Source organism: Halomonas sp., assembly GCF_033549285.1.
Taxonomy (GTDB): domain Bacteria; phylum Pseudomonadota; class Gammaproteobacteria; order Pseudomonadales; family Halomonadaceae; genus Halomonas.
Genome location: NZ_JAWSUJ010000046.1, coordinates 1 through 18,359 on the forward strand (window position 1 = coordinate 1; position 18,359 = coordinate 18,359).

Consider the following 18,359-nt stretch of genomic DNA (forward strand, 5'->3'; position numbering starts at 1 on the left):
ACATCAGGCCCTGGTCGCCGGCGCCCTGGTCCTCGGGGGTGTTGCGGTCGACCCCCTGGGCGATGTCCACGCTCTGCTTGCCGATCAGGTTGAGCACCCCGCAGGTCTCGCCGTCGAAGCCCACGTCCGAGGAGGTGTAGCCGATGCCGGTGATCACCTCGCGCACCAGCGCCTCGAGGTCGACCCAGGCCGAGGTGGTGATCTCGCCGGCGACGATGGCCACGCCGGTCTTGACCAGGGTCTCGCAGGCCACCCGGGCATTCTTGTCGCGGGCGATGATGGCGTCGAGCACCGCATCGGAGATCTGGTCGGCGATCTTGTCCGGGTGCCCTTCGGACACGGACTCGGAGGTGAACAGGGAGTAGTCGCTCATCGGAACTTCCAGGTGAGTGAGTGGTGGATGGATAGCGTTTCAGCTGACGCGACGATAGCCGCCGAGCACGCCCTTCTTGCTGAGCACGAACTGCCAGAGCTGGATGTCCCGGGCGCGGAAGGCACCGGCACAGCTCAGCAGGTAGTAGCGCCACATGCGGTAGAAGCGCTCGCCGTAGGCCTCGGCAAACTGCGGCCAGGCGGCCTCGAAGTTCTCGTGCCAGGCCATCAGGGTCCTGTCGTAGTCGGCGCCGAAGTTGTGCAGGTCCTCGACCACGAACAGCTCCTCGGCGGCATCGGTGACATGCCCCATGGCCGGCAGCTCGCCGTTGGGAAAGATGTACTTGTCGATCCAGGGATCCGGCGAAGTGCCACGCACGTTCTTGCCGATGGTGTGCAGCAGGAAGAGGCCGTCGTCCTTGAGACAACGATTCGCGACCTCCATGTAGGTGCGGTAGTTCTTGCGGCCGACATGCTCGAACATGCCGATGCTGACGATGCGATCGAACTGCTCGGTCTCGTCGCGGTAATCCTTGAGGCGGAACTCCACCGGCAGGCCCTGCTGCATCAGGCTCTTGCCATAATCGGCCTGCTCGCGGGAGATGGTCAGGCCCACGCACTCCACACCATAGTGCTCGGCGGCATAGGCCATGAAGCTGCCCCAGCCACAGCCGATATCGAGCACGCGCATGCCGGGCTCGAGCTCGAGCTTGCGGCAGATCAGGTCGAGCTTGGCCTCCTGGGCATCGGCCAAGTTATCGGCATCCTTCCAGTAGCCGCAGGTATAGGTCATGCGCTTGTCGAGCATGGCGGCGTAGAAGTCGTTGCCGAGGTCATAGTGAGCCTCGCCGACCTCGAAGGCGCGCTTGGCGGTCTGCAGGTTGAGCAAGCGAGTCCTGAGGTGGTGGAAGATCAGCTTGCGGTGATTGATCTCGTCGGGGAGGCGGGCGCGCAGCAGGTGGAAGAAGAACTCGTCGAGGTGTTCTGCGTCCCAGTCGCCGTTCATGTAGCTCTCGCCCAGGCCCAGGTTGCCGCGGGCCAGCGCCTCGTCGATGACGCCGTGAGTATTGAACTTGATATCCCAGGGGCGGTCGCCGTTGACGCGGATGTCCGCTTTCTCCAGCAGTTCGGCGACGAAGCGCTGCGAGGACGAGGTTTCATCGAAGAAGGCAGAATGGTTGAAGGTGGTACTACTGTCCAATGGTAGATTCCTTGTCATGCCCTCCTGAAAGGAGAGGCGCTGTCATCAGGGTCCTCGGTGTGGGTGGGGATTGACGGAAGCGCGAATCAGGGCGGGGCGATCGTCAATTTACCGGCTCCTGCACATGGCACTGGCGTGCCTTGAAAGAAAAAAACCGGCGCACACCAAGAGAGCGGTAGGCCGGTTTCGGAAACATCAGCGCAGCAGCAGCACCGGTATGTGCGACTTGCGCAGCATCTCGCTGGTGGTACTGCCCACCAGCAGATGGCGGATACGCGAGTGGCCGTAGGCACCCATCACCAGCAGGTCGATGGCATGCTCCTCCTGGTAGGCGTGGAGTGTCGCCTCCACTTCGCCGGCGCGGATGGCGCCTTCGGCCTCATGGCCGGCGTCGCGCAGGGTCTTGAGTGCCCAGTCGAGCTGGGAGCGGTTGTCGCCGGTCTCGGCGCCGACGATGACCACGTGCACCGGGATACCGTCGAACAGCGGGCTCTTGGCCAGCATCTCCACCCCCTTGCGGGTGGTCTTGCTGCCGTCGAAGGCCAGCATCACCTTCTTTGGAGCCTCGAAGGACTCCGGCACCATCAGGATCGGCCGGTGCAGGGTGCGCACCACCCGCTCCAGGTTGGAGCCCAGGTGGTCTCCGTCCTGGTGGGCCGTCTCGCCGCGCTTGCCCACCACCAGCAGGCGGATCTCGTCCTGAAGTTCCTCTAGGGTCTCCACCAGGGTGCCATTGCGCTGGCGGCCAGAAGGATCTCTCACGCCATCCTCGACGGCCCGCTCGATAGCCGACTTGATCATCAGCCGGCCCTGTTCCTGGGCCACCTTGGCGCGCTGCTCATCGAGTTGGGAGAGCTCCTCGAGCAGACGTTCCCGAGCACCGGCTCGAAGATTGCCGGAGAGATTGCGTTCCTCCGGCGGCACATGGTTGTCGTTCACGTGCAGGAAGGTCAGCGGGGCGTCCAGGGCCAGGCTGGCCCAGGCAGCAGCGTCGCACACGCCTTCGGAGAACCTGGAGCCGTCGATGGCGGCCATTACCTGTTCTGTCATCTCAGTGACCTCCCATCAGTTTCTCGACGGCTTCGGGGTCGTCATGCACCGCATAGCGGTCGACGATGGTGGCACTGGCCTCGTTGAGGCCGATCATCTCCACCTCGGTGCCCTCGCGGCGGAACTTGATCACGATGCGATCCAGCGCCTGGACGGCGGTGATATCCCAGAAGTGGGCCCGCGACAGGTCGATGGTGACCTTCTCCACCGTCTCCTTGAAGTCGAAGGCCTCGCCGAAGCGCTCGGAAGAGGCGAAGAATACCTGTCCCACCACCTTGTAGATGCGACGGCTGCGCTCGTCGGCCTCCTCGCTGCCGATGTAGAGGATGTTGCCTACCTTGTTGGCAAAGTTCATGGCGGCGAGCAGCACGCCGACGAAGACGCCGATGGCCAGGTTGTGGGTCACCACCACCACCACCACGGTGGCCACCATCACCATATTGGTGCTCATGGGATGCTTCTTGAGGTCGCGGATCGACGACCAGCTGAAGGTGCCGATGGCGACCATGATCATCACGGCGACGAGTGCGGCCATGGGGATCTGGGAGACCCAGTCGGCCAGGAACACCACCATCAGCAGCAGCACCACGCCGGCGATGAGCGAGGACATGCGGCGGCGACCGCCGGACTTGATGTTGATGACCGACTGGCCAATCATCGCGCAGCCCGCCATGCCGCCGATCAGGCCGGAGCCGATGTTGGCGAGACCCTGCCCCTTGCACTCGCGGTTCTTGTTGCTCCGGGTATCGGTCAGGTCGTCGATGATGGTCGCGGTCATCATCGACTCCAGCAGGCCCACCACGGTCAGCATCAGCGAGGTAGGGAAGATGATCATCAGCGTCTCGAGGTTGAGCGGCACCTCGGGCCACAGGAAGACCGGCAGGCTGTCGGGCAGCTCGCCCATGTCGCCGACGCTGCGAATTTCCATGCCGGTGAGCATGTAGACGGCGGTGAGCACCACGATGCAGACCAGCGGCGAGGGGATCGACTTGCCGATGACCGGCACCAGGGGAAAGCCGTAGATGATCGCCAGGCCGGCCAGCGTCATGGCGTAGACGTGCCAGGTCACCCCGGTCAGCTCCGGCAACTGGGCCATGAAGATCAGGATCGCCAGGGCGTTGACGAAGCCGGTCACCACCGAGCGCGACACGAAGCGCATCAATTCGGCGAGCCTGAGATAGCCGGCGATGATCTGCAGCACCCCGGTGAGCAAGGTGGCCGCCAGCAGGTACTCCAGGCCGTGCTCCTTGACCAGCAGGACCATCAGCAACGCCATGGCGCCGGTGGCACCGGAGATCATCCCCGAGCGCCCGCCGGTGAAGGCGATGATCACGCAGATGGCGAAGGAGGCGTAGAGGCCCACCTTGGGGTCGACCCCGGCGATGATGGAGAAGGCGATGGCCTCGGGGATCAGCGCCAGGGCGACGACGATGCCCGCCAAGGTGTCGCCCTTGAGGTTGGAGAACCAACTCAGTTTCATTTTTTCGTACATGCTGCGGTCCAGTCAGGGGGTGGTGGATGGGCCGTGAGGCGTCGAGATCCTGTCGTTTGCATGCCCTTCCCGGCACCCCGGTCGGGCGCTGTTGCCGATGGCAGATTCAGGAGAAGGCGGTAATCGCAAGCAAGGTGGCGCACAGGGGCGACCGGGACATCAGCGTGATGTCGCGCGATGAAGGACCGAAGACGGCGGCATCGCGGGGAGATGGGGAAGGGGTGCGCTAGGGCGGCGTGGCCAGCCCTGCCAGGGGAGTCATCATGTTCTGCGGGTTCCCTTGCTCTGCATCAAGGATGCACCATCAGACGAAAGTCCAACGGGTGCGTACGACAAGAGCGCAGGATTATAGCAGAACATATGCTGCAGTGCATTCCCGGGCGGGGATGGCAAGGGCTGCCACGACCGGCCGGCCGTGGCAACGGGATCAGGAGGCGTCGGTATCATCCGGCGCGGCCCCGCCGGCACGGGCCCTGGCGGCGGGGGAGGCCTTCATGTGCCTGAAGGCCTCCATGATGTCCATGGGCAGCGGGAAGAAGATGGTGGAGGCGTTCTTGTTGCTCATGTCGCTCATGGTCTGCAGGTAGCGCAGCTGCAGCGCGGCGGAGTTCTCGGCCATCACGTTGGCCGCCTCGACCAGCTTGCGCGAGGCCTGCAGCTCACCCTCGGCGTGGATCACCTTGGCGCGCCGCTCGCGCTCCGCCTCGGCCTGGCGGGCGATGGCGCGGATCATGCTCTCGTCGAGGTCGACGTGCTTGATCTCCACGTTGGCCACCTTGATGCCCCAGCTCTCGGCGGAGCTGTCGATGATCTCCTGGATGTCATCGTTGAGCTTGTCACGCTCGGAGAGCATCTCGTCCAGGTCATGCTTGCCGAGCACCGAGCGCAGCGTGGTCTGGGCCAGCTGGCTGGTGGCGTTGACGAAGTTCTCCACCTGGATGATCGCCTTCTCCGGGTCCACCACCCGGAAGTAGAGCACCGCGTTGACCTTGACGGTGACGTTGTCCTGGGAGATGACGTCCTGCTCCGGCACATCCATGGTGATCACCCGGAGGTCGACCACCTCCATCTTCTGGATGCCGGGAATGATGATCAGCAGGCCCGGCCCCTTCACCGCCTGGAAGCGGCCGAGGAAGAACACCACCCCCCGCTTGTATTCGGGCAGGATACGGATCGAGGCCGCCAGCAGCATGAGCAGCAGGACGACCGGAACGAGATAGGAAATCAACATGGCTTGCTCTCCTTCGATGTGGCCGGCCACGGCAGGCGCCGGCGCCGGGAAACGTGCCAGGCCCTCAGGACGAGGCGTCGAGAGGCTCTACCTCCAGGGTCAGGCCGTCGACCGCCGTCACACGCACCGCCTGTCCCCGGGTCAGCGGCTGGGTAGTGCGGGCATTCCAGCGCTCGCCCATCAGCCGCACATGGCCCTGTCCCGCGAAATCCTCGAGTGCCTTGGCCTCGCTGCCGACGAGCTCCTCCTGGCCGGTCCGGGGCACGCGACGCCGCAGCCCGATGAAGCGGGTCATCACCCACAGCATCAGGCCCGCCGCCAGCAGGGCGATGCCGCCGATCATCGGCAGCGAGATGTTCAGGTTGTCCGCGTCCATCAGCATCACCGATCCGATCACGAAGGCGACGATGCCGCCTATTCCGAGAATGCCGAAACTGGGCATCAATGCCTCACCCACGATCAGCCCCAGCCCTACCAGGATCAGCGCCAGGCCGGCGTAGTTGACCGGCAGCACCTGGAAGGCAAACAGTGCCAGCAGCAGCGAGATGATGCCGATGGTCCCCGGCACCAGGCTGCCCGGATTGGACAGCTCGAAGATCAGCCCGTAGAAGCCGATGATCATCAGGAAATAGGCGACGTTGGGATTGGTGATCACGGCCAGCAGCTTGGTGCGCCAGTCCGGATCGAAGCGCTCGACGACCAGATCGGCCGTGGCCAGGGTACGCTCGCCATCCTCCATCACCACCGTGCGCCCATCGATCTGGGCCAGCAGATCGCCCAGGTCGGTGGCCACCACGTCGGTGACGTTCTGCTCCAGGGCCTCCCGGGCGGTAAGGTTGACCGCCTCGCGCACGGCCTGCTCGGCCCAGTCGGCATTGCGGCCGTGGCGCTCGGCCAGCGAGCGGATATAGGCCACCGCGTCCTCCAGCACCTTGCGCTCCATGGCCGTCTCGCCGCGCCGCCGGTCGTCGCCCTCTTCGCTGGCCTCGCCTTCGCCGTTGGCCGCTTCGTCATCGGCACTCCCCTCGTTCCCGGTCGCCGCCGCGTCACTATCCTCGGCCTCCTGCGCCCGGGCGCCCCCCTCTCCCCCGTCGTCGTCATCGCCGAGTCCCGACAGGCCACCGCCGCCGAGCTGTACCGGGGTCGCCGAGCCGAGATGGGTGGCCGGCGCCATGGCCGCAACATGGCTGGCATAGAGCAGGTAGGTGCCGGCGCTGGCCGCCCGGGCCCCCGCCGGTGCGACATAGATGGTCACCGGTACGCTGGAGGTGAGCATGGCGCGGATCATTGAGCGCATCGAGGCGTCGAGCCCGCCGGGGGTGTCCATCTCCACCACCACCAGCTCGGCATCACGCTCCTCGGCGAGTTCCAGGCCACGCAGGAAATAGTCGCTGATGGCAGGCCCGATGGCATCGTCGATCGTCATCACCAGGGCGGTGCGCTGGCCCTGCTGTGCCTGGACCTGCCAGGCCAGCAGCGCACCGAGCGCCAGACACAGCAGGCTTGCCAGCATCAGGACGCGCCCGGCCATGCCCCTGCATTCTGGATACGTCATCTCATACCCGCCCTTCAGTGCCTGTCCCTGAGAACCTCGTCGAGGAACAGTGGTTCAGTCATTGCCGATATCAGCGTAGGCAGTGGACCCATGTGCGGCAACAGCCTGCCTCTGGTCGAAGGGAAGGAGATGCCATCGTTGCATGCAACCGGACCCGCCAGCTGGCGGGCCCGGGGAGGGTAAGTCAGGAGTGAGCGTTTCAGCGCTGCAAGTCTGGCTCAGAGATCATGCGGCTCTCCGGCGACGCGCTTCTGCACCTCCACCATGTAGGCCGACAGAGACGTCAGCTCCTCACCGCCCCACTCGAGCGGGTCGGCCGCCATCGGCGCCACCATGCAGATCTGCACCATCTCGTCGGCGTGCACTTCCGACATGCCGAACTGGTTGGCGGCCATCGCCACCTGATGGGGGAAGGGCTGTTCGAATGTCGGGTTGTAGCCCATATCCTGACCGTCACTGCCGTGACAGCTCGCGCAGGCGAGACCGTTGCTGCTCAATGAGGTGTCGTAATAGAGCTCCTCGCCGCGGGCAAGCATCTCCTGGGGATTGTCGCCGGTCTCGTTGTAGGCCGGCGAATACCCCTCGGGCCTTGCCACCGCAGCGCTGTCGCCTCCTTCGGCCTCACCCTCTGCCTCTGCCTCACCCTCTGCCTCACCCTCTGCCTCACCCTCTGCCTCACCCTCAGCTTCTGCCTCGCCCTGGGCTTCTCCCTCGGCTTCTGCCTGCGCCTCGGCAGCGCCCTCTGCATGGTTGCTGGCCAGCATCAGGGACGTATCGGAGGGCGAGGTAAAGTCGGCAACGGCCGCGTCATTGCCTGCGGAGGCGTGAAGGGCGGTGCCCCCCGCCACCAGGGCGAGCAGCGGGGCCGTGTAGGCCAGTTGCCGATTCAGGCGGCCCAGGAGCTTGCGGCGTTTATCGTCATGCTGTGACATATTGTTCACCTTCGCTTGTGTCCATCTAGTAGATATCCGGAGCCCTCGCTCCACCGTGTCGCAACAACGGTTCCCTTATGTCGATGACATTGCTCCAGGCTTACAGCCGGCCGACATGCAGCAGGTCATCGGGGAGCCGTCGAAATGTAAGGAATGTCTTGCGCCGAACGACCCTCCATCATCGATCGCAACCACATCACCCAAGGAGCGTCATGCCGGATATCGCCGTTCGCCCCGCTTCGCCACAGGCCCGACCGGATCTCTGCCATCCCCTGGCAGTGGCCCTGCGCCACGCCGGTCATGACGCGGACATTCAGGCCATGTATCCGATGGCCGATACGGGCCTGGCCCATCACCATGTGTGGCTCGAGCGGGAACAGATCGACTGGGTGGCGCGATTACCCAAGCAGAGCCAGATGCGACTCGACCCCGCCGCCAACCTCGACTACCAGGCGGCCTGCTTCGAGCGCGCCAGCCAGGGCGGCCATGCCCCCGCCCTGCACGGCATCCTCCCGCCCGGCCCGTCGCTGCCGCGCGGCGGGCTGCTGGTCAGTGCCATCCGGGGGCGCCCGGCGCGACTCCCGGATGACCTTCCCGACATCGCTGAGGCGCTGGCCAGCTTCCATGTACTGGACGTGCCCGATGCCGAGGCGCGCCCGCCGCTGCTGTCACCCGCCGCCCCCTGGGAGGCGATGCTCGAGGAGGTCAGGGACCAGGCGCGCTTCCTCGACCGGGCCGGGCTGGATGCCGACGCCCGAGCGCTGATCGAGGCCGAGCTGGCCGCCCTGCCGGAACGCTTGCCTGCCGGGCCTGGTGCCGAGCCGCGACTGATCAGCTTCGATGCCCATCCCGGCAACTTCCTGGTCACCGAGTCCGGACGCGCGGTGCTGGTGGACCTGGAGAAGTGCCGCTACGGCCTGGTGGGCTTCGACCTGGCCCACGCCAGCCTCTACACCTCCACCACCTGGGACCTGCAGAGCCGCGCCGAACTGCTCCCCGCCGAGGTGGCCGCCTTCTACCGGCACTGGATCGCCGCCACGGGCTTCGATGGCAACACCGACACCCTGCTGGCGAGCCGGCGGGCCATGTGGCTCTGGTCGCTGACCTGGTGCGCGAAGTGGCGAGCCAGTAACCTTCTCTCCCGGGACGCCCATGCCCGCGGCGAGGACTGGTCCGCCGAGCTGAGCGACGATGCCCTGATTGCCCACGTCCGCAACCGGGTCGACCACTACCTTTCCGTGGCCGCCATCGAGCATGTACAGCGGGAATTTCGCACCCTCGTGCAGGCGCTAAACGACTGAGGGCGACAGTCCGATAGCGCACCACCAAGCGCACTTCACCCCGACACTGCCAATCACCCAGAGGAACCCTAGATGCCGATTCGCCTGTTGGCTGCCGCCGCGCCCGTCGCCCTGCTGCTTTCCGGCCCCGCCGCCGCGGCCCCCGATCCAACTAACTGGGAGGCCGTGCTCGACGAGGCGCGCGGCCAGACGGTCTACTGGTATGCCTGGGCCGGTGAGCAGCGCACCAACGACTATATCGACTGGGTCGCCGGGCGGGTCGAGGCGCAGTTCGATATTGCGCTCACCCATGTCAAGGTCGGTGACACCGCCGAGGCGGTCTCTCGGGTGCTGGCGGAAAAGCAGGCCGGCAACCATGACGACGGCAATGTCGACCTGATCTGGATCAATGGCGAGAACTTCGCCACCATGAAGGCCAACGACCTGCTGTTCGGTCCCTTCGCCGGGTCGCTGCCGAACTTCGCGCTCACCCACCCCGAGCACAACCCCGAAGTGGTCACCGACTTCACCCTGCCCACCGAGGGGTACGAGTCCCCCTGGGGCCGGGCACAGATCACCTTCTACTATGATAGCCATGAGCTCCGCGGGGACAGCGACGAGGTCGCGGCGCCCCCGCAGGATATTCCGGCCCTGCTGGAATGGGCCGAGGCCAACCCCGGGCGCTTCACCTACCCGAGGATTCCCGACTTCACCGGCAGCACCTTCCTCAAGCAGGCCCTGATCGAGCTGACCGACGAGGAACAGGCACTCTATGCGCCGGTCGAGGAGAGCGACTTCGCGGCCGTCACTGCCCCGCTTTGGGACTACCTGGATGCGCTCCACCCCCACCTGTGGCGCAGTGGTCGGCTGTTCCCTGCCACCGGGCCCGAGATGCGCAGCCTGATGGGCAGCGGCGAACTGGCGCTGGCCTTCACCTTCACGCCCTCGGAGCCGGCGGCGGCGGTCGCCGACTTCGAACTGCCGGAAAGCACCCGCAGCTATGTGCCGAAGGGCGGCACCCTGGGCAACGTGCACTTCGTGGCCATCCCCTTCAACTCGCCCCACAAGGCCGGGGCCATGGTGGTCGCCGACTTCCTGCTCTCGCCGGAGGCCCAGGCACACAAGCAGGACCTCGCCGTCTGGGGGGATCACACCGTGCTCGATGTGGCCCGGCTCGATGACGAGACCCGGGCCCTGTTCGCCCTGGACGAGAGCAACCCGGCGATGCTGCCCCCAGACGCCCTGCAGCAGACCCTGCCCGAGCCGCACCCCAGCTGGATGACGGCCCTGCAGGATGCCTGGCAGGCTCGCTATATCGGCAACTGATGCCGAGGCACCGCGAACCGACCGCGCCCGCGACGAGGCTCGCTCGATGATGCTGCGCCTGGCGCCCGTGCTGCTCGTCGCGCTGCTGGTGGTCCCGATCCTTGCCGGCCTGGGCATGGCCCTGCTGCCGGCCTTTGGCTACCTGCCGGCCCTGGGCGGGGATAGCCTGTCGCTGGCCCCCTGGCGGGCCCTGTTTGCCGAGCCCGGCATCTGGCGTTCGGCCACCATCAGCCTCGCCAGCGGACTGCTCGCTACCGCCATCTCGCTGGCGGTGGTCTTGCTCTACCTGGCCGCCGCGACCGGCAGCCGGCTCGACCGCTGGATCCGGCGACTGATCTCGCCGCTGCTCTCCATTCCCCATGCCGCCGCGGCCTTCGGCCTGGCCTTCCTGATCGCCCCCTCGGGGCTGGTCGCGCGACTCGCCTCGCCAGGGCTGACCGGCTGGGAGCGTCCACCGGACCTGCTGATCGTCCAGGATCCCTGGGGGCTCTCCCTGATCGCGGGACTGGTGATCAAGGAGATTCCCTTCCTGCTGCTGATGAGCCTGGCGGCCCTGCCCCAGCTCGATCCCGAACGGCGCGTCGCCATGGCCCGCTCGCTGGGCTACCGCCCGGCCCTGGCCTGGTGGAAGGTGGTCGCGCCGTCGCTCTATCCGCTGATCCGCCTGCCGGTCTACGCGGTGGTCGCCTACGCCTCCTCGGTGGTGGATGTGGCGATGATCCTCGGCCCCACCCTGCCGCCCACGCTTGCCGTGTCGATCCTCGGCTGGTTCAGCGACCCCGACCTCGACAAGCGCTTCCTGGCCTCGGCCGGCGCGATCCTCCAGCTCGGCGTCACCGCCACGGCGCTGGCTATCTGGTGGGGACTGGAGCGTGTCGCCAGCCGGCTGATGAGCCTCTGGATCGAACGCGGCGGACGGCGTCGGGGCGAGGTGGGCCTGCATGTCGCCGGCAAGCTGTGGATCCTGCTGGCCACGGCGATCGCCTTCGTCGGCATCGCCGGCTTGGCGATCCACTCCGTGGCCGGCTTCTGGCGCTTCCCCGACGCCCTGCCGGGAAGTTTCACCGCCGCCCACTGGGCCCGGGTCCTGCCCTCGCTTGCCGGGCCGGTCGCCTCGACGGCGCTGATCGCCCTGTGCGCGACGCTGCTCGCCATGGTCCTGGCCCTGGCGGCACTGGAAAACGAGCAGCGCCGTGGCCGACACCCCTCGCGGGCCCTGTGGCTACTCTACCTGCCGCTGATCGTCCCGCAGATCGCCTTCCTGTTCGGCCTGGCGGTGGTGATGGAGCAGCTCGGCACCCGACCGACCCATGCGCTGGTCGCCTTCGGCCACCTGCTGTTCGTGCTGCCCTACGTCTTCCTCTCGCTCTCCGAGGCCTACCGGCGCTTCGACCCGCGCTGGTCGCAGCTGGCGCTGACGCTGGGCGCCTCGTGCAACGGAACCTTCTGGCGAGTACGCCTGCCGATGCTGCTGGCGCCGATCCTCACTGCCCTGGCCGTGGGGCTGGCGGTCAGCATCGGCCAGTACCTGCCTACCCAGCTGCTGGGGGGAGGACGGGTGACCACCGTCACCACCGAGGCCGTCTCGCTGGCCGCCGGCGGCAATCGCCGGGTGATCGGTGTCTGGGCGCTGGTCCAGGCCGTTCTGCCCCTGGTGGGCTTCATCCTCGCCGTCGGCCTGCCCAGGTTGCTATGGTCGCGGCGACGCGGCATGCAGGGAGCCCCATGAACGCCACCCATCGACTCGAACTTCGTGATATCTGCATCCAGCTGGGCGACCAGGTCCTGGTGGAGCTCGATGCCGAGATCGGCCCCGGTGAGGTCCTCACCGTCATGGGGCCCTCCGGCTCGGGCAAGTCGACCCTGCTCGCCTATCTCGCCGGCTTCCTGGCCCCCGAGTTCCGGGCCAGCGGCCAGGTGCTGCTCGACGGCCACGACATCGGCGGCCTGCCGGCCGAGCGACGCGGCATCGGCCTGCTGTTCCAGGACCCGCTGCTCTTCCCCCACCTCTCGGTGTGCGGCAACCTGCGTTTCGGCATGCCCGGGGCCAGCGCCGACAAGGCCGCACGGGTCGAGCAGGCCCTGGCAACCATCGGCCTCGCCGGCTTCGGCGACCGGGACCCGGCCACCCTCTCCGGCGGCCAGAAGGCCCGGGTGGCGCTGATGCGCCTGCTGCTGTCGGCCCCCTGCGCGGTACTGCTCGACGAACCCTTCTCGAAGCTCGACACCCACCTGCGTCACGAGATGCGCCGGCTGGTGTTCGACCGCCTGCGCGAGGCCGGCCTGCCCAGCCTGCTGGTGACCCATGACGCCGAGGACGCCGAGGATGCCGGTGGGCGAGTGATCGAACTGTCCCACTGAGCCTCTGGGTCCCTGCCCCAGGATGGGCTCAGGCCGGCTCCTGCCAGTGCAGCTTGTGGGGGTCGAAGCCGCCTGCCAAGCCGGGCTTTATGACCTCGAACCAGGGGGAAAGATCGAAATCCCGCGGAGTGAACAGCGTATGGTGGCGGCGCTGGAACACCCTCGCCTCGCCCGCAATGGGGATCGGCAGAATCGGATAGCGAATCGACTGGAAGGCCTCTGCGATCAGGGTCGAACAGATCGCCCGGGTCGGATCCCCGCTGCCCAGCCCGAGCATGCGTCGTCGCCAGGGGGTGGGCACGGGGGGCAAGGGCAGCAGGTAACGGGCCAGGTCGAGGATGTTGCGAAGGTCATAGCGGTGACCCACGCGCCCGCAGGCAAAGGCGATCAACCGCTCGAGGTCCTGACGCCCCAGGCCCACCGGCCGACAGATGCGCAGCGGATAGCCCTCGAACTCCTCGAACCCCACCACCCGCACCCCCTCCGCCAGATCTGCCTCGACAAAACCGCCGCCCTGGGGCGAGGCGGCCGCCCCGGGACAGCCACTATCGCCGACATAGAGGGCGGCATGGGACCAGGTGGACTGCGTCAGGTACTTGATCACCGTGCTGATTCGCGAGGAGCCCTCGACCAGCAGGACATCACCGGGCTCGAGACATGACCGGACGCCCTCGTCGACGGGTAACTGAGGACTGAGCCAGGGTCTGGGACAGGAGAGCCAGCATCCGAGTCCATGACCGCAGCGCTCAAGCATGTTGGACATCGAGGGGTCCCTCCGGCGATTCAGGAGATGGATGACGCCAGGGCCATGGCCAGGTAGGCGAGGCTCGCCAACAGCAGCAGTGTTGCCAGCGGGATGAGCCAGGGGGTTATCGATGCCAGGGCCCCGGCCAGCGGCAGGCCCAGCCAGATCAGTACCAGCGGTGCGCAGCAGGCGCCTCCTGCCAACAGGGCCGGTAGGCTCGACAGGAAGGTGCTGCCCGAGGCTTGCCACCCACAGGCACGAGACACCCGGCGTAGCCTCCATGCCAGTATCAGGTTGGTGCCCAACAACAGGCCCAGCCCCCAGGCCACCAGGGTATTGACCGGGCTGAAGGTCCATACGAGGGGACCGGCCTCGATCAGCCCGACCGGTTCGAAATGGAAGGGTCCACGTGCCTCCCAGACACGCTCCCAGGCCGGGAAGGTCGCCTGCAGGCCGCCGCCTCCCCCGCCGCCCAGATCTCCAGTCAACCAGAGATAGAGCCCGCCATAGCCCAGTGTCACGGCCGCGACCAGCCCCTGGCCCAGCGGCCAATGACACAGACTCTGCCACAGGGCGCGAAGGGGGGTCATGGCCTCTGCTCCTCACCCTGGTAAAGCAGGGTATCGGGATAGAAAGCCTTCCAGGCAAACCACATGGCCTCGAAGGCATTGACGGCAGTGAGACCTTCAGTGCCGCCGCCGCTCACTCCCCGCGGACCGAACTGCAGGTCCTCGACACGGAGCTCGCGACGCCGCGGGTTATGAACGACCCAGCCGGTATCCAGCTCGGCATCGTGGATCACCGAATAGTGGGAGCCCCCCACGGCCAGATCGACCACTGCCTCGTCACGCAAGGCGGGCATGGTCACGGCAGCCGCGCCTGCCGCGGTACGAAACCCGAGCACGGCGGCCTTGGGCGGCAGGCGCTGGCTTTCCGCCATCACCGGGAAAAGACGGGAACTCTCCGGCAGGTAGTAGCCGCTCATCGGGTTATAGCTTCCGTAGGGGTCGCGTCGATAGTTGCGCACATGCCCCGTCTCGGGGGAGAGCGCGCGGGTTTCGGGGTAGCGAGCCTTCCAGGCCCCCCAGGTGGTCCAGATGACCCGAACCTCCTCGAGACCCTGTCCCGCCAGGGGGCCATCGATGGCCACGCCGAGCATCTGAGGCCATTCGCTGTCGGTGGCGCGGTCATACATGACCAGGTTGCTGTTCACCAGCCGGCCGGACACGCCCAGTTCGGTATCCCCGCGATGAAAGCCCAGTGCGGTCCCCGTCAGGGGGCAGTAGGTGATACTGACGGGCTTGCCCTGGAGCTCATCGTTGACGATCTCATGCCATACGAGGATGCGCTGGGGATAGGCACGCGCCTCGCCGTCCAGATAGAGGCCGACGACCTTGTCGTGATCATCGAGCATCGCATCTGCGGCGTCGGCCGAGTGAAAGCGGGGCCGGTCGATGGAGGGAATGCCATCCTTGCCCGGGCCACCCGAACGCACCGCCTGGCGGAAGGCCTCGAGGGTATGGGCCACGGGGACCTCGGGAGGGTCGACGCTGGGCACCCCCGCCACGGCCGGTGACGCGGAGAGCAGTAACGCGGTCAGTGTCACCAGGATACTATGCGCCCCTTTCATCGCTCCCCCCTCCGCCCTGCGGACTCATCGACCAACGCCACCAGCCTAACGGCGGCCCTGCGTTTCAGTCGTATCGTCGGAGGACGCCTTACAGGAAGGACTGGTCGCTACCACCATACTGTAAGGTCGAGGCAGATGATCCGACCCAAGGCTTCACTGCATCAATCCGCGCACCAGGAGGACCATCGGCATGCCGGGAACGCCGAGGCTCAGCATCATCATCCCGACACTGGATGAAGCGGCCACCATCGAGGAACTGCTGACCCGACTGACGCCATGGGAGGCCGACGGCGTCGAGGTACTGGTCGTGGATGGGGGTAGCCTCGACGATACGGTGGCCCGTGCACGCCCCCTGGCATCAACGGTGATCGTCCGAGCGCCTGGCCGAGCCCGGCAGATGAATGCCGGGGCACGCTTGGCCCGCGGACATCACCTGCTGTTCCTGCATGCCGATACGCGACTCCCGCGAGACGCCGTTCGAGTGATTGCTTCGGCCCTCTCGAGTGAACACTGCTGGGGGCGCTTCAATGTACGTCTGGAAGGGCGTCATCCGCTGCTGCCCGTGATCGCCGGCGCCATGAACCTGCGCTCCCGCCTGACAGGCATCGCCACCGGCGACCAGGGCCTGTTCATGACCCGGGAGGCCTTTGTCGTCGCGGGCGGCTTTCCCGACCAACCGCTGATGGAAGACATCGAGATGTCACGGCGACTCAAGCGGCAATCGCCACCCGCCTGTTTGACGGAGAAGGTGACCAGCAGTGGCCGGCGCTGGGACCAACAGGGCGCCTGGCCCACCATCCGCCTGATGTGGCGATTGCGCTGGCGCTACTGGCGAGGAGTGACGGCGGGTGACCTGGCCCAAGCGTATCGCCATGTCCGCTGACGCTCACGAGGCCTTTCCCCTGGCGATACTGGCCAAGGCACCGATTCCCGGACAGGTGAAGACGCGCCTGATGCCAGCCCTGGGCGCCGAGGGCGCCTGCCGGCTGCACGAGCGACTGCTGCGCCATGCGGTGGCGACGGCCCTTGCAGCGACCTCGCCGCAGTGCATCACCCTGTGGACGGCACTGGATCATGCCCATCCCATGTTCCGGGAACTGGCCGATCGGCATGGCCTGAGGCTTCGCGCCCAGCCAGAAGGCGACCTGGGGGAGCGCATGCACCAGGCCCTGCAGGCCATGGACGCACCGGGAGTGCTGATCGGCAACGACTGCCCGGCACTCACCCCGGCGCTGCTCCGGCGCTGCCAGGCTGCCCTGACGCACGCCGATGCCGTCTTCCTGCCGGCCGAGGATGGCGGCTATGCGCTCGTCGGGGTCCGACGAGCCGACCGCCGCCTCTTCACAGTCATCGACTGGGGCACGGACCGCGTCATGGCACAGACGCGCGACCGCGCCGATGAGCTGGGCTGGCAGCTAGCCTGCCCCGCCCGGGTCTGGGATGTGGACAGGCCCGAGGACCTTGATCGGCTCGCGGATCATTCCGACCTGATCACGGTGCCGGGAGGCCGTTACCGATAACGATGGCCCACCCCGCCCCCCCCTTTCGCGGTAGCAGTGCGCCTGGATATCGCCTCTCTTCTCCCATGAAGACCGGGGAGACTTGCCTGACAAGTACACCAAACCGCATCAATAAGCCAGGGAATAAAAGGGCACTTTCCTTTCCAAACACCCTGCTCTCTTCATCAAACTAGGAACAGGATTCCATGGCAAACCAGCAGGACCCCTGATGGCATTTCCTCCCTGACACATGTCGATAACCTTGAGAATTCTGTAAGTAAATCCTGGCCTGAACGACTCACTCGAGAGACCCTGTACCCTGGCTGATACCAGCTGCTAGACTTTGCCTGAATCTGGTCCAAGCATCGGCACAGGGAACGAGGGTCTCCTAGATGAACGAAAAAGACGATAGGCTACAACGACTTACAACCGTCAGGCCACGCCTGGTCTCCTTCGCCCTCATGCACTTGCGTGATCGAAGCCAGGCCGAAGATGCCGTGCAGGAGGCAATGATGTCTGCCATCGAAAAGAATGAAAGCTTCGCCGGGCGATCCGGCTACGAGACCTGGGTATTCGGCATCCTCAAGTACAAGATCCTCGATGCCATGCGCGTACAGAAGCGTCATGGACGATGGCAGCCTCTCGAGGATGAGGACGATGACGACGCCATCGACCGACAATTCCAGCAGAATGGCCGCTGGCAGGAGAGTGCTCGCCCTTCCAGTTGGGGGGAGCCCGAGGCAGCCTTCGAGACCGAGCACTTCTGGCAGGTCTTCGATGCCTGCATGATCGCCCTGCCGGAAAACGCCGCCAGGGTGTTTTCCCTGCGCGAGCTGATGGGGCTCTCCACCGACGATATCTGCCGGGAGCTGGACATCAAGGAGAACAACTGCTGGGTGATACTGCATCGCGCCCGGCTGCGACTCAGGGCCTGCATCGAGAAGGGCTGGCTGAAGGAGGAAACGGCATGATGATGTGCAAGGAAGCGACCCGCCTGATGTCCCTCAAGCAGGACCGCCCTCTCACCTTTCAGGAACGGGTTTCCCTGAGGCTACACCTTTCCATGTGCGGCGCCTGCCGAGAATGCGACAGACAGTTCACGCTGCTTCATGAGGCCGGCAGGCGATTCGGCCCGGAGCATGACTCCGAGCAGGACGATGACGGGCACTGAAGGCCCGTCGATCCTTCACAGCCTTGATCTCACTGGCCTGCGGCAGCATTTGCCACCCCCTCCAGTACATCGGCGACCTTGTCCAGAGGCAGGTCGCACTCCTCCAGGGAATGGCGCTCTGCCAGGTAGTGTGGCGAATTCCACTCCAGCCTGACGCCCTCGTCCGTCTCCCGCACCACCATCTTCTGGGGCAGGTCCAGCGCCATGCTTCCCTGACACTGCATCATCGGCGTACCTACCTGCGGATTGCCGAAGATAAAGGTAAGAGTCGCTGGCAACGAGAGCCCCACGCCCTCCGCATTGGCAGTGTGATCGACAACGGTCATCAGGGTCAGTCCCTTGTCTTCGATGGCCTCACGAAGCCGCTCTTCGACACGATCAATGTTGTCGCTCGACTGCAAGTGCATCACCCCGTGCTCTTCCGCCTGCACCACCAGGGGTATAGCCACGAACATGGCCATGGCCGTTCCGGTCAGCATCTTGCGCATGGGATCTCCTCACTTTCAGCGAATGT

General features: G+C 66.0%; 19 protein-coding genes. 8 read left to right on the forward strand and 11 right to left on the reverse strand.

Annotated elements, in window-relative coordinates; genetic code table 11:
• The 7 genes from SCI24_RS11690 to SCI24_RS11720 form a co-directional block, all read right to left on the reverse strand.
• The coding region (locus SCI24_RS11690; RefSeq protein ID WP_318725536.1) for an S-adenosylmethionine synthetase N-terminal domain-containing protein at positions 1-373 on the reverse strand (373 nt) is incomplete at its 3' end.
• A gap of 39 nt (positions 374-412) precedes the next feature.
• Complete coding sequence (gene cfa, locus SCI24_RS11695; RefSeq protein WP_412929618.1) at positions 413-1,591, reverse strand: cyclopropane fatty acyl phospholipid synthase; 1,179 nt, start codon at positions 1,589-1,591, stop codon at positions 413-415.
• Positions 1,592-1,768: 177 nt separating this feature from the next.
• Positions 1,769-2,623: a universal stress protein gene (locus SCI24_RS11700; protein ID WP_318725538.1), complete on the reverse strand. Its 855-nt coding sequence runs from the start codon at positions 2,621-2,623 to the stop codon at positions 1,769-1,771.
• Position 2,624: 1 nt separating this feature from the next.
• Positions 2,625-4,115 carry a SulP family inorganic anion transporter gene (locus SCI24_RS11705; RefSeq protein ID WP_318725539.1) on the reverse strand — a complete coding sequence of 497 codons (1,491 nt, stop codon included), beginning with the start codon at positions 4,113-4,115 and terminating at the stop codon, positions 2,625-2,627.
• A gap of 427 nt (positions 4,116-4,542) precedes the next feature.
• Positions 4,543-5,346: a slipin family protein gene (locus SCI24_RS11710; protein ID WP_318725540.1), complete on the reverse strand. Its 804-nt coding sequence runs from the start codon at positions 5,344-5,346 to the stop codon at positions 4,543-4,545.
• 64 nt (positions 5,347-5,410) lie between these two features.
• The gene (locus tag SCI24_RS11715; RefSeq protein ID WP_318725541.1) at positions 5,411-6,877 is read right to left on the reverse strand and encodes a nodulation protein NfeD; all 1,467 of its coding nucleotides are present in this window, start codon (positions 6,875-6,877) and stop codon (positions 5,411-5,413) included.
• A gap of 242 nt (positions 6,878-7,119) precedes the next feature.
• Positions 7,120-7,833, reverse strand: a complete 714-nt coding sequence (locus SCI24_RS11720; RefSeq protein WP_318725542.1) for a hypothetical protein — start codon at positions 7,831-7,833, stop codon at positions 7,120-7,122.
• A 212-nt stretch (positions 7,834-8,045) separates the two neighbouring features.
• Between SCI24_RS11720 and SCI24_RS11725 the strand changes: the two genes are divergently transcribed.
• The 4 genes from SCI24_RS11725 (at position 8,046) to SCI24_RS11740 (ending at position 12,800) form a co-directional block, all read left to right on the forward strand.
• Entirely contained in the window at positions 8,046-9,134 is a 1,089-nt protein-coding gene (locus tag SCI24_RS11725; RefSeq protein WP_318725543.1) for an aminoglycoside phosphotransferase family protein, read from the forward strand.
• Positions 9,135-9,206: 72 nt separating this feature from the next.
• Positions 9,207-10,439 carry an ABC transporter substrate-binding protein gene (locus SCI24_RS11730; RefSeq protein WP_318725544.1) on the forward strand — a complete coding sequence of 411 codons (1,233 nt, stop codon included), beginning with the start codon at positions 9,207-9,209 and terminating at the stop codon, positions 10,437-10,439.
• 49 nt (positions 10,440-10,488) lie between these two features.
• Entirely contained in the window at positions 10,489-12,168 is a 1,680-nt protein-coding gene (locus SCI24_RS11735) for an ABC transporter permease (RefSeq protein ID WP_318725567.1), read from the forward strand.
• On the forward strand, positions 12,165-12,800 hold the full coding sequence (locus tag SCI24_RS11740) for an ATP-binding cassette domain-containing protein (protein WP_318725545.1): 636 nt from the start codon (positions 12,165-12,167) through the stop codon (positions 12,798-12,800). Before SCI24_RS11735 ends, SCI24_RS11740 begins: the two co-directional genes overlap by 4 nt.
• A gap of 28 nt (positions 12,801-12,828) precedes the next feature.
• Here SCI24_RS11740 and SCI24_RS11745 read toward each other — a convergent pair whose 3' ends face one another.
• From SCI24_RS11745 to SCI24_RS11755, 3 genes are read right to left on the reverse strand one after another with little or no spacing between them, the layout of a single operon-like run.
• Positions 12,829-13,563 carry a lipo-like protein gene (locus tag SCI24_RS11745; RefSeq protein ID WP_318725546.1) on the reverse strand — a complete coding sequence of 245 codons (735 nt, stop codon included), beginning with the start codon at positions 13,561-13,563 and terminating at the stop codon, positions 12,829-12,831.
• 20 nt (positions 13,564-13,583) lie between these two features.
• Complete coding sequence (locus tag SCI24_RS11750) at positions 13,584-14,135, reverse strand: hypothetical protein (RefSeq protein WP_318725547.1); 552 nt, start codon at positions 14,133-14,135, stop codon at positions 13,584-13,586.
• Positions 14,132-15,175, reverse strand: a complete 1,044-nt coding sequence (locus SCI24_RS11755) for a DUF3179 domain-containing protein (RefSeq protein ID WP_318725548.1) — start codon at positions 15,173-15,175, stop codon at positions 14,132-14,134. The genes SCI24_RS11750 and SCI24_RS11755 overlap by 4 nt, the downstream gene beginning before the upstream one ends.
• A gap of 190 nt (positions 15,176-15,365) precedes the next feature.
• Between SCI24_RS11755 and SCI24_RS11760 the strand changes: the two genes are divergently transcribed.
• The 4 genes from SCI24_RS11760 to SCI24_RS11775 all read left to right on the forward strand — a co-directional run bounded on the left by SCI24_RS11760 (position 15,366) and on the right by SCI24_RS11775 (position 17,845).
• Positions 15,366-16,058: a TIGR04283 family arsenosugar biosynthesis glycosyltransferase gene (locus SCI24_RS11760; protein WP_318725549.1), complete on the forward strand. Its 693-nt coding sequence runs from the start codon at positions 15,366-15,368 to the stop codon at positions 16,056-16,058.
• Positions 16,024-16,695: a TIGR04282 family arsenosugar biosynthesis glycosyltransferase gene (locus tag SCI24_RS11765; protein ID WP_318725550.1), complete on the forward strand. Its 672-nt coding sequence runs from the start codon at positions 16,024-16,026 to the stop codon at positions 16,693-16,695. Before SCI24_RS11760 ends, SCI24_RS11765 begins: the two co-directional genes overlap by 35 nt.
• A gap of 371 nt (positions 16,696-17,066) precedes the next feature.
• Positions 17,067-17,645 carry a sigma-70 family RNA polymerase sigma factor gene (locus tag SCI24_RS11770; RefSeq protein ID WP_318725551.1) on the forward strand — a complete coding sequence of 193 codons (579 nt, stop codon included), beginning with the start codon at positions 17,067-17,069 and terminating at the stop codon, positions 17,643-17,645.
• The gene (locus SCI24_RS11775; protein WP_133636492.1) at positions 17,642-17,845 is read left to right on the forward strand and encodes a zf-HC2 domain-containing protein; all 204 of its coding nucleotides are present in this window, start codon (positions 17,642-17,644) and stop codon (positions 17,843-17,845) included. The genes SCI24_RS11770 and SCI24_RS11775 overlap by 4 nt, the downstream gene beginning before the upstream one ends.
• Positions 17,846-17,874: 29 nt before the next feature.
• On the opposite strand, the gene SCI24_RS11780 is transcribed toward SCI24_RS11775, so the two are convergent.
• Entirely contained in the window at positions 17,875-18,333 is a 459-nt protein-coding gene (locus tag SCI24_RS11780) for a DUF302 domain-containing protein (protein ID WP_318725552.1), read from the reverse strand.
• Positions 18,334-18,359: the final 26 nt, after the last annotated feature.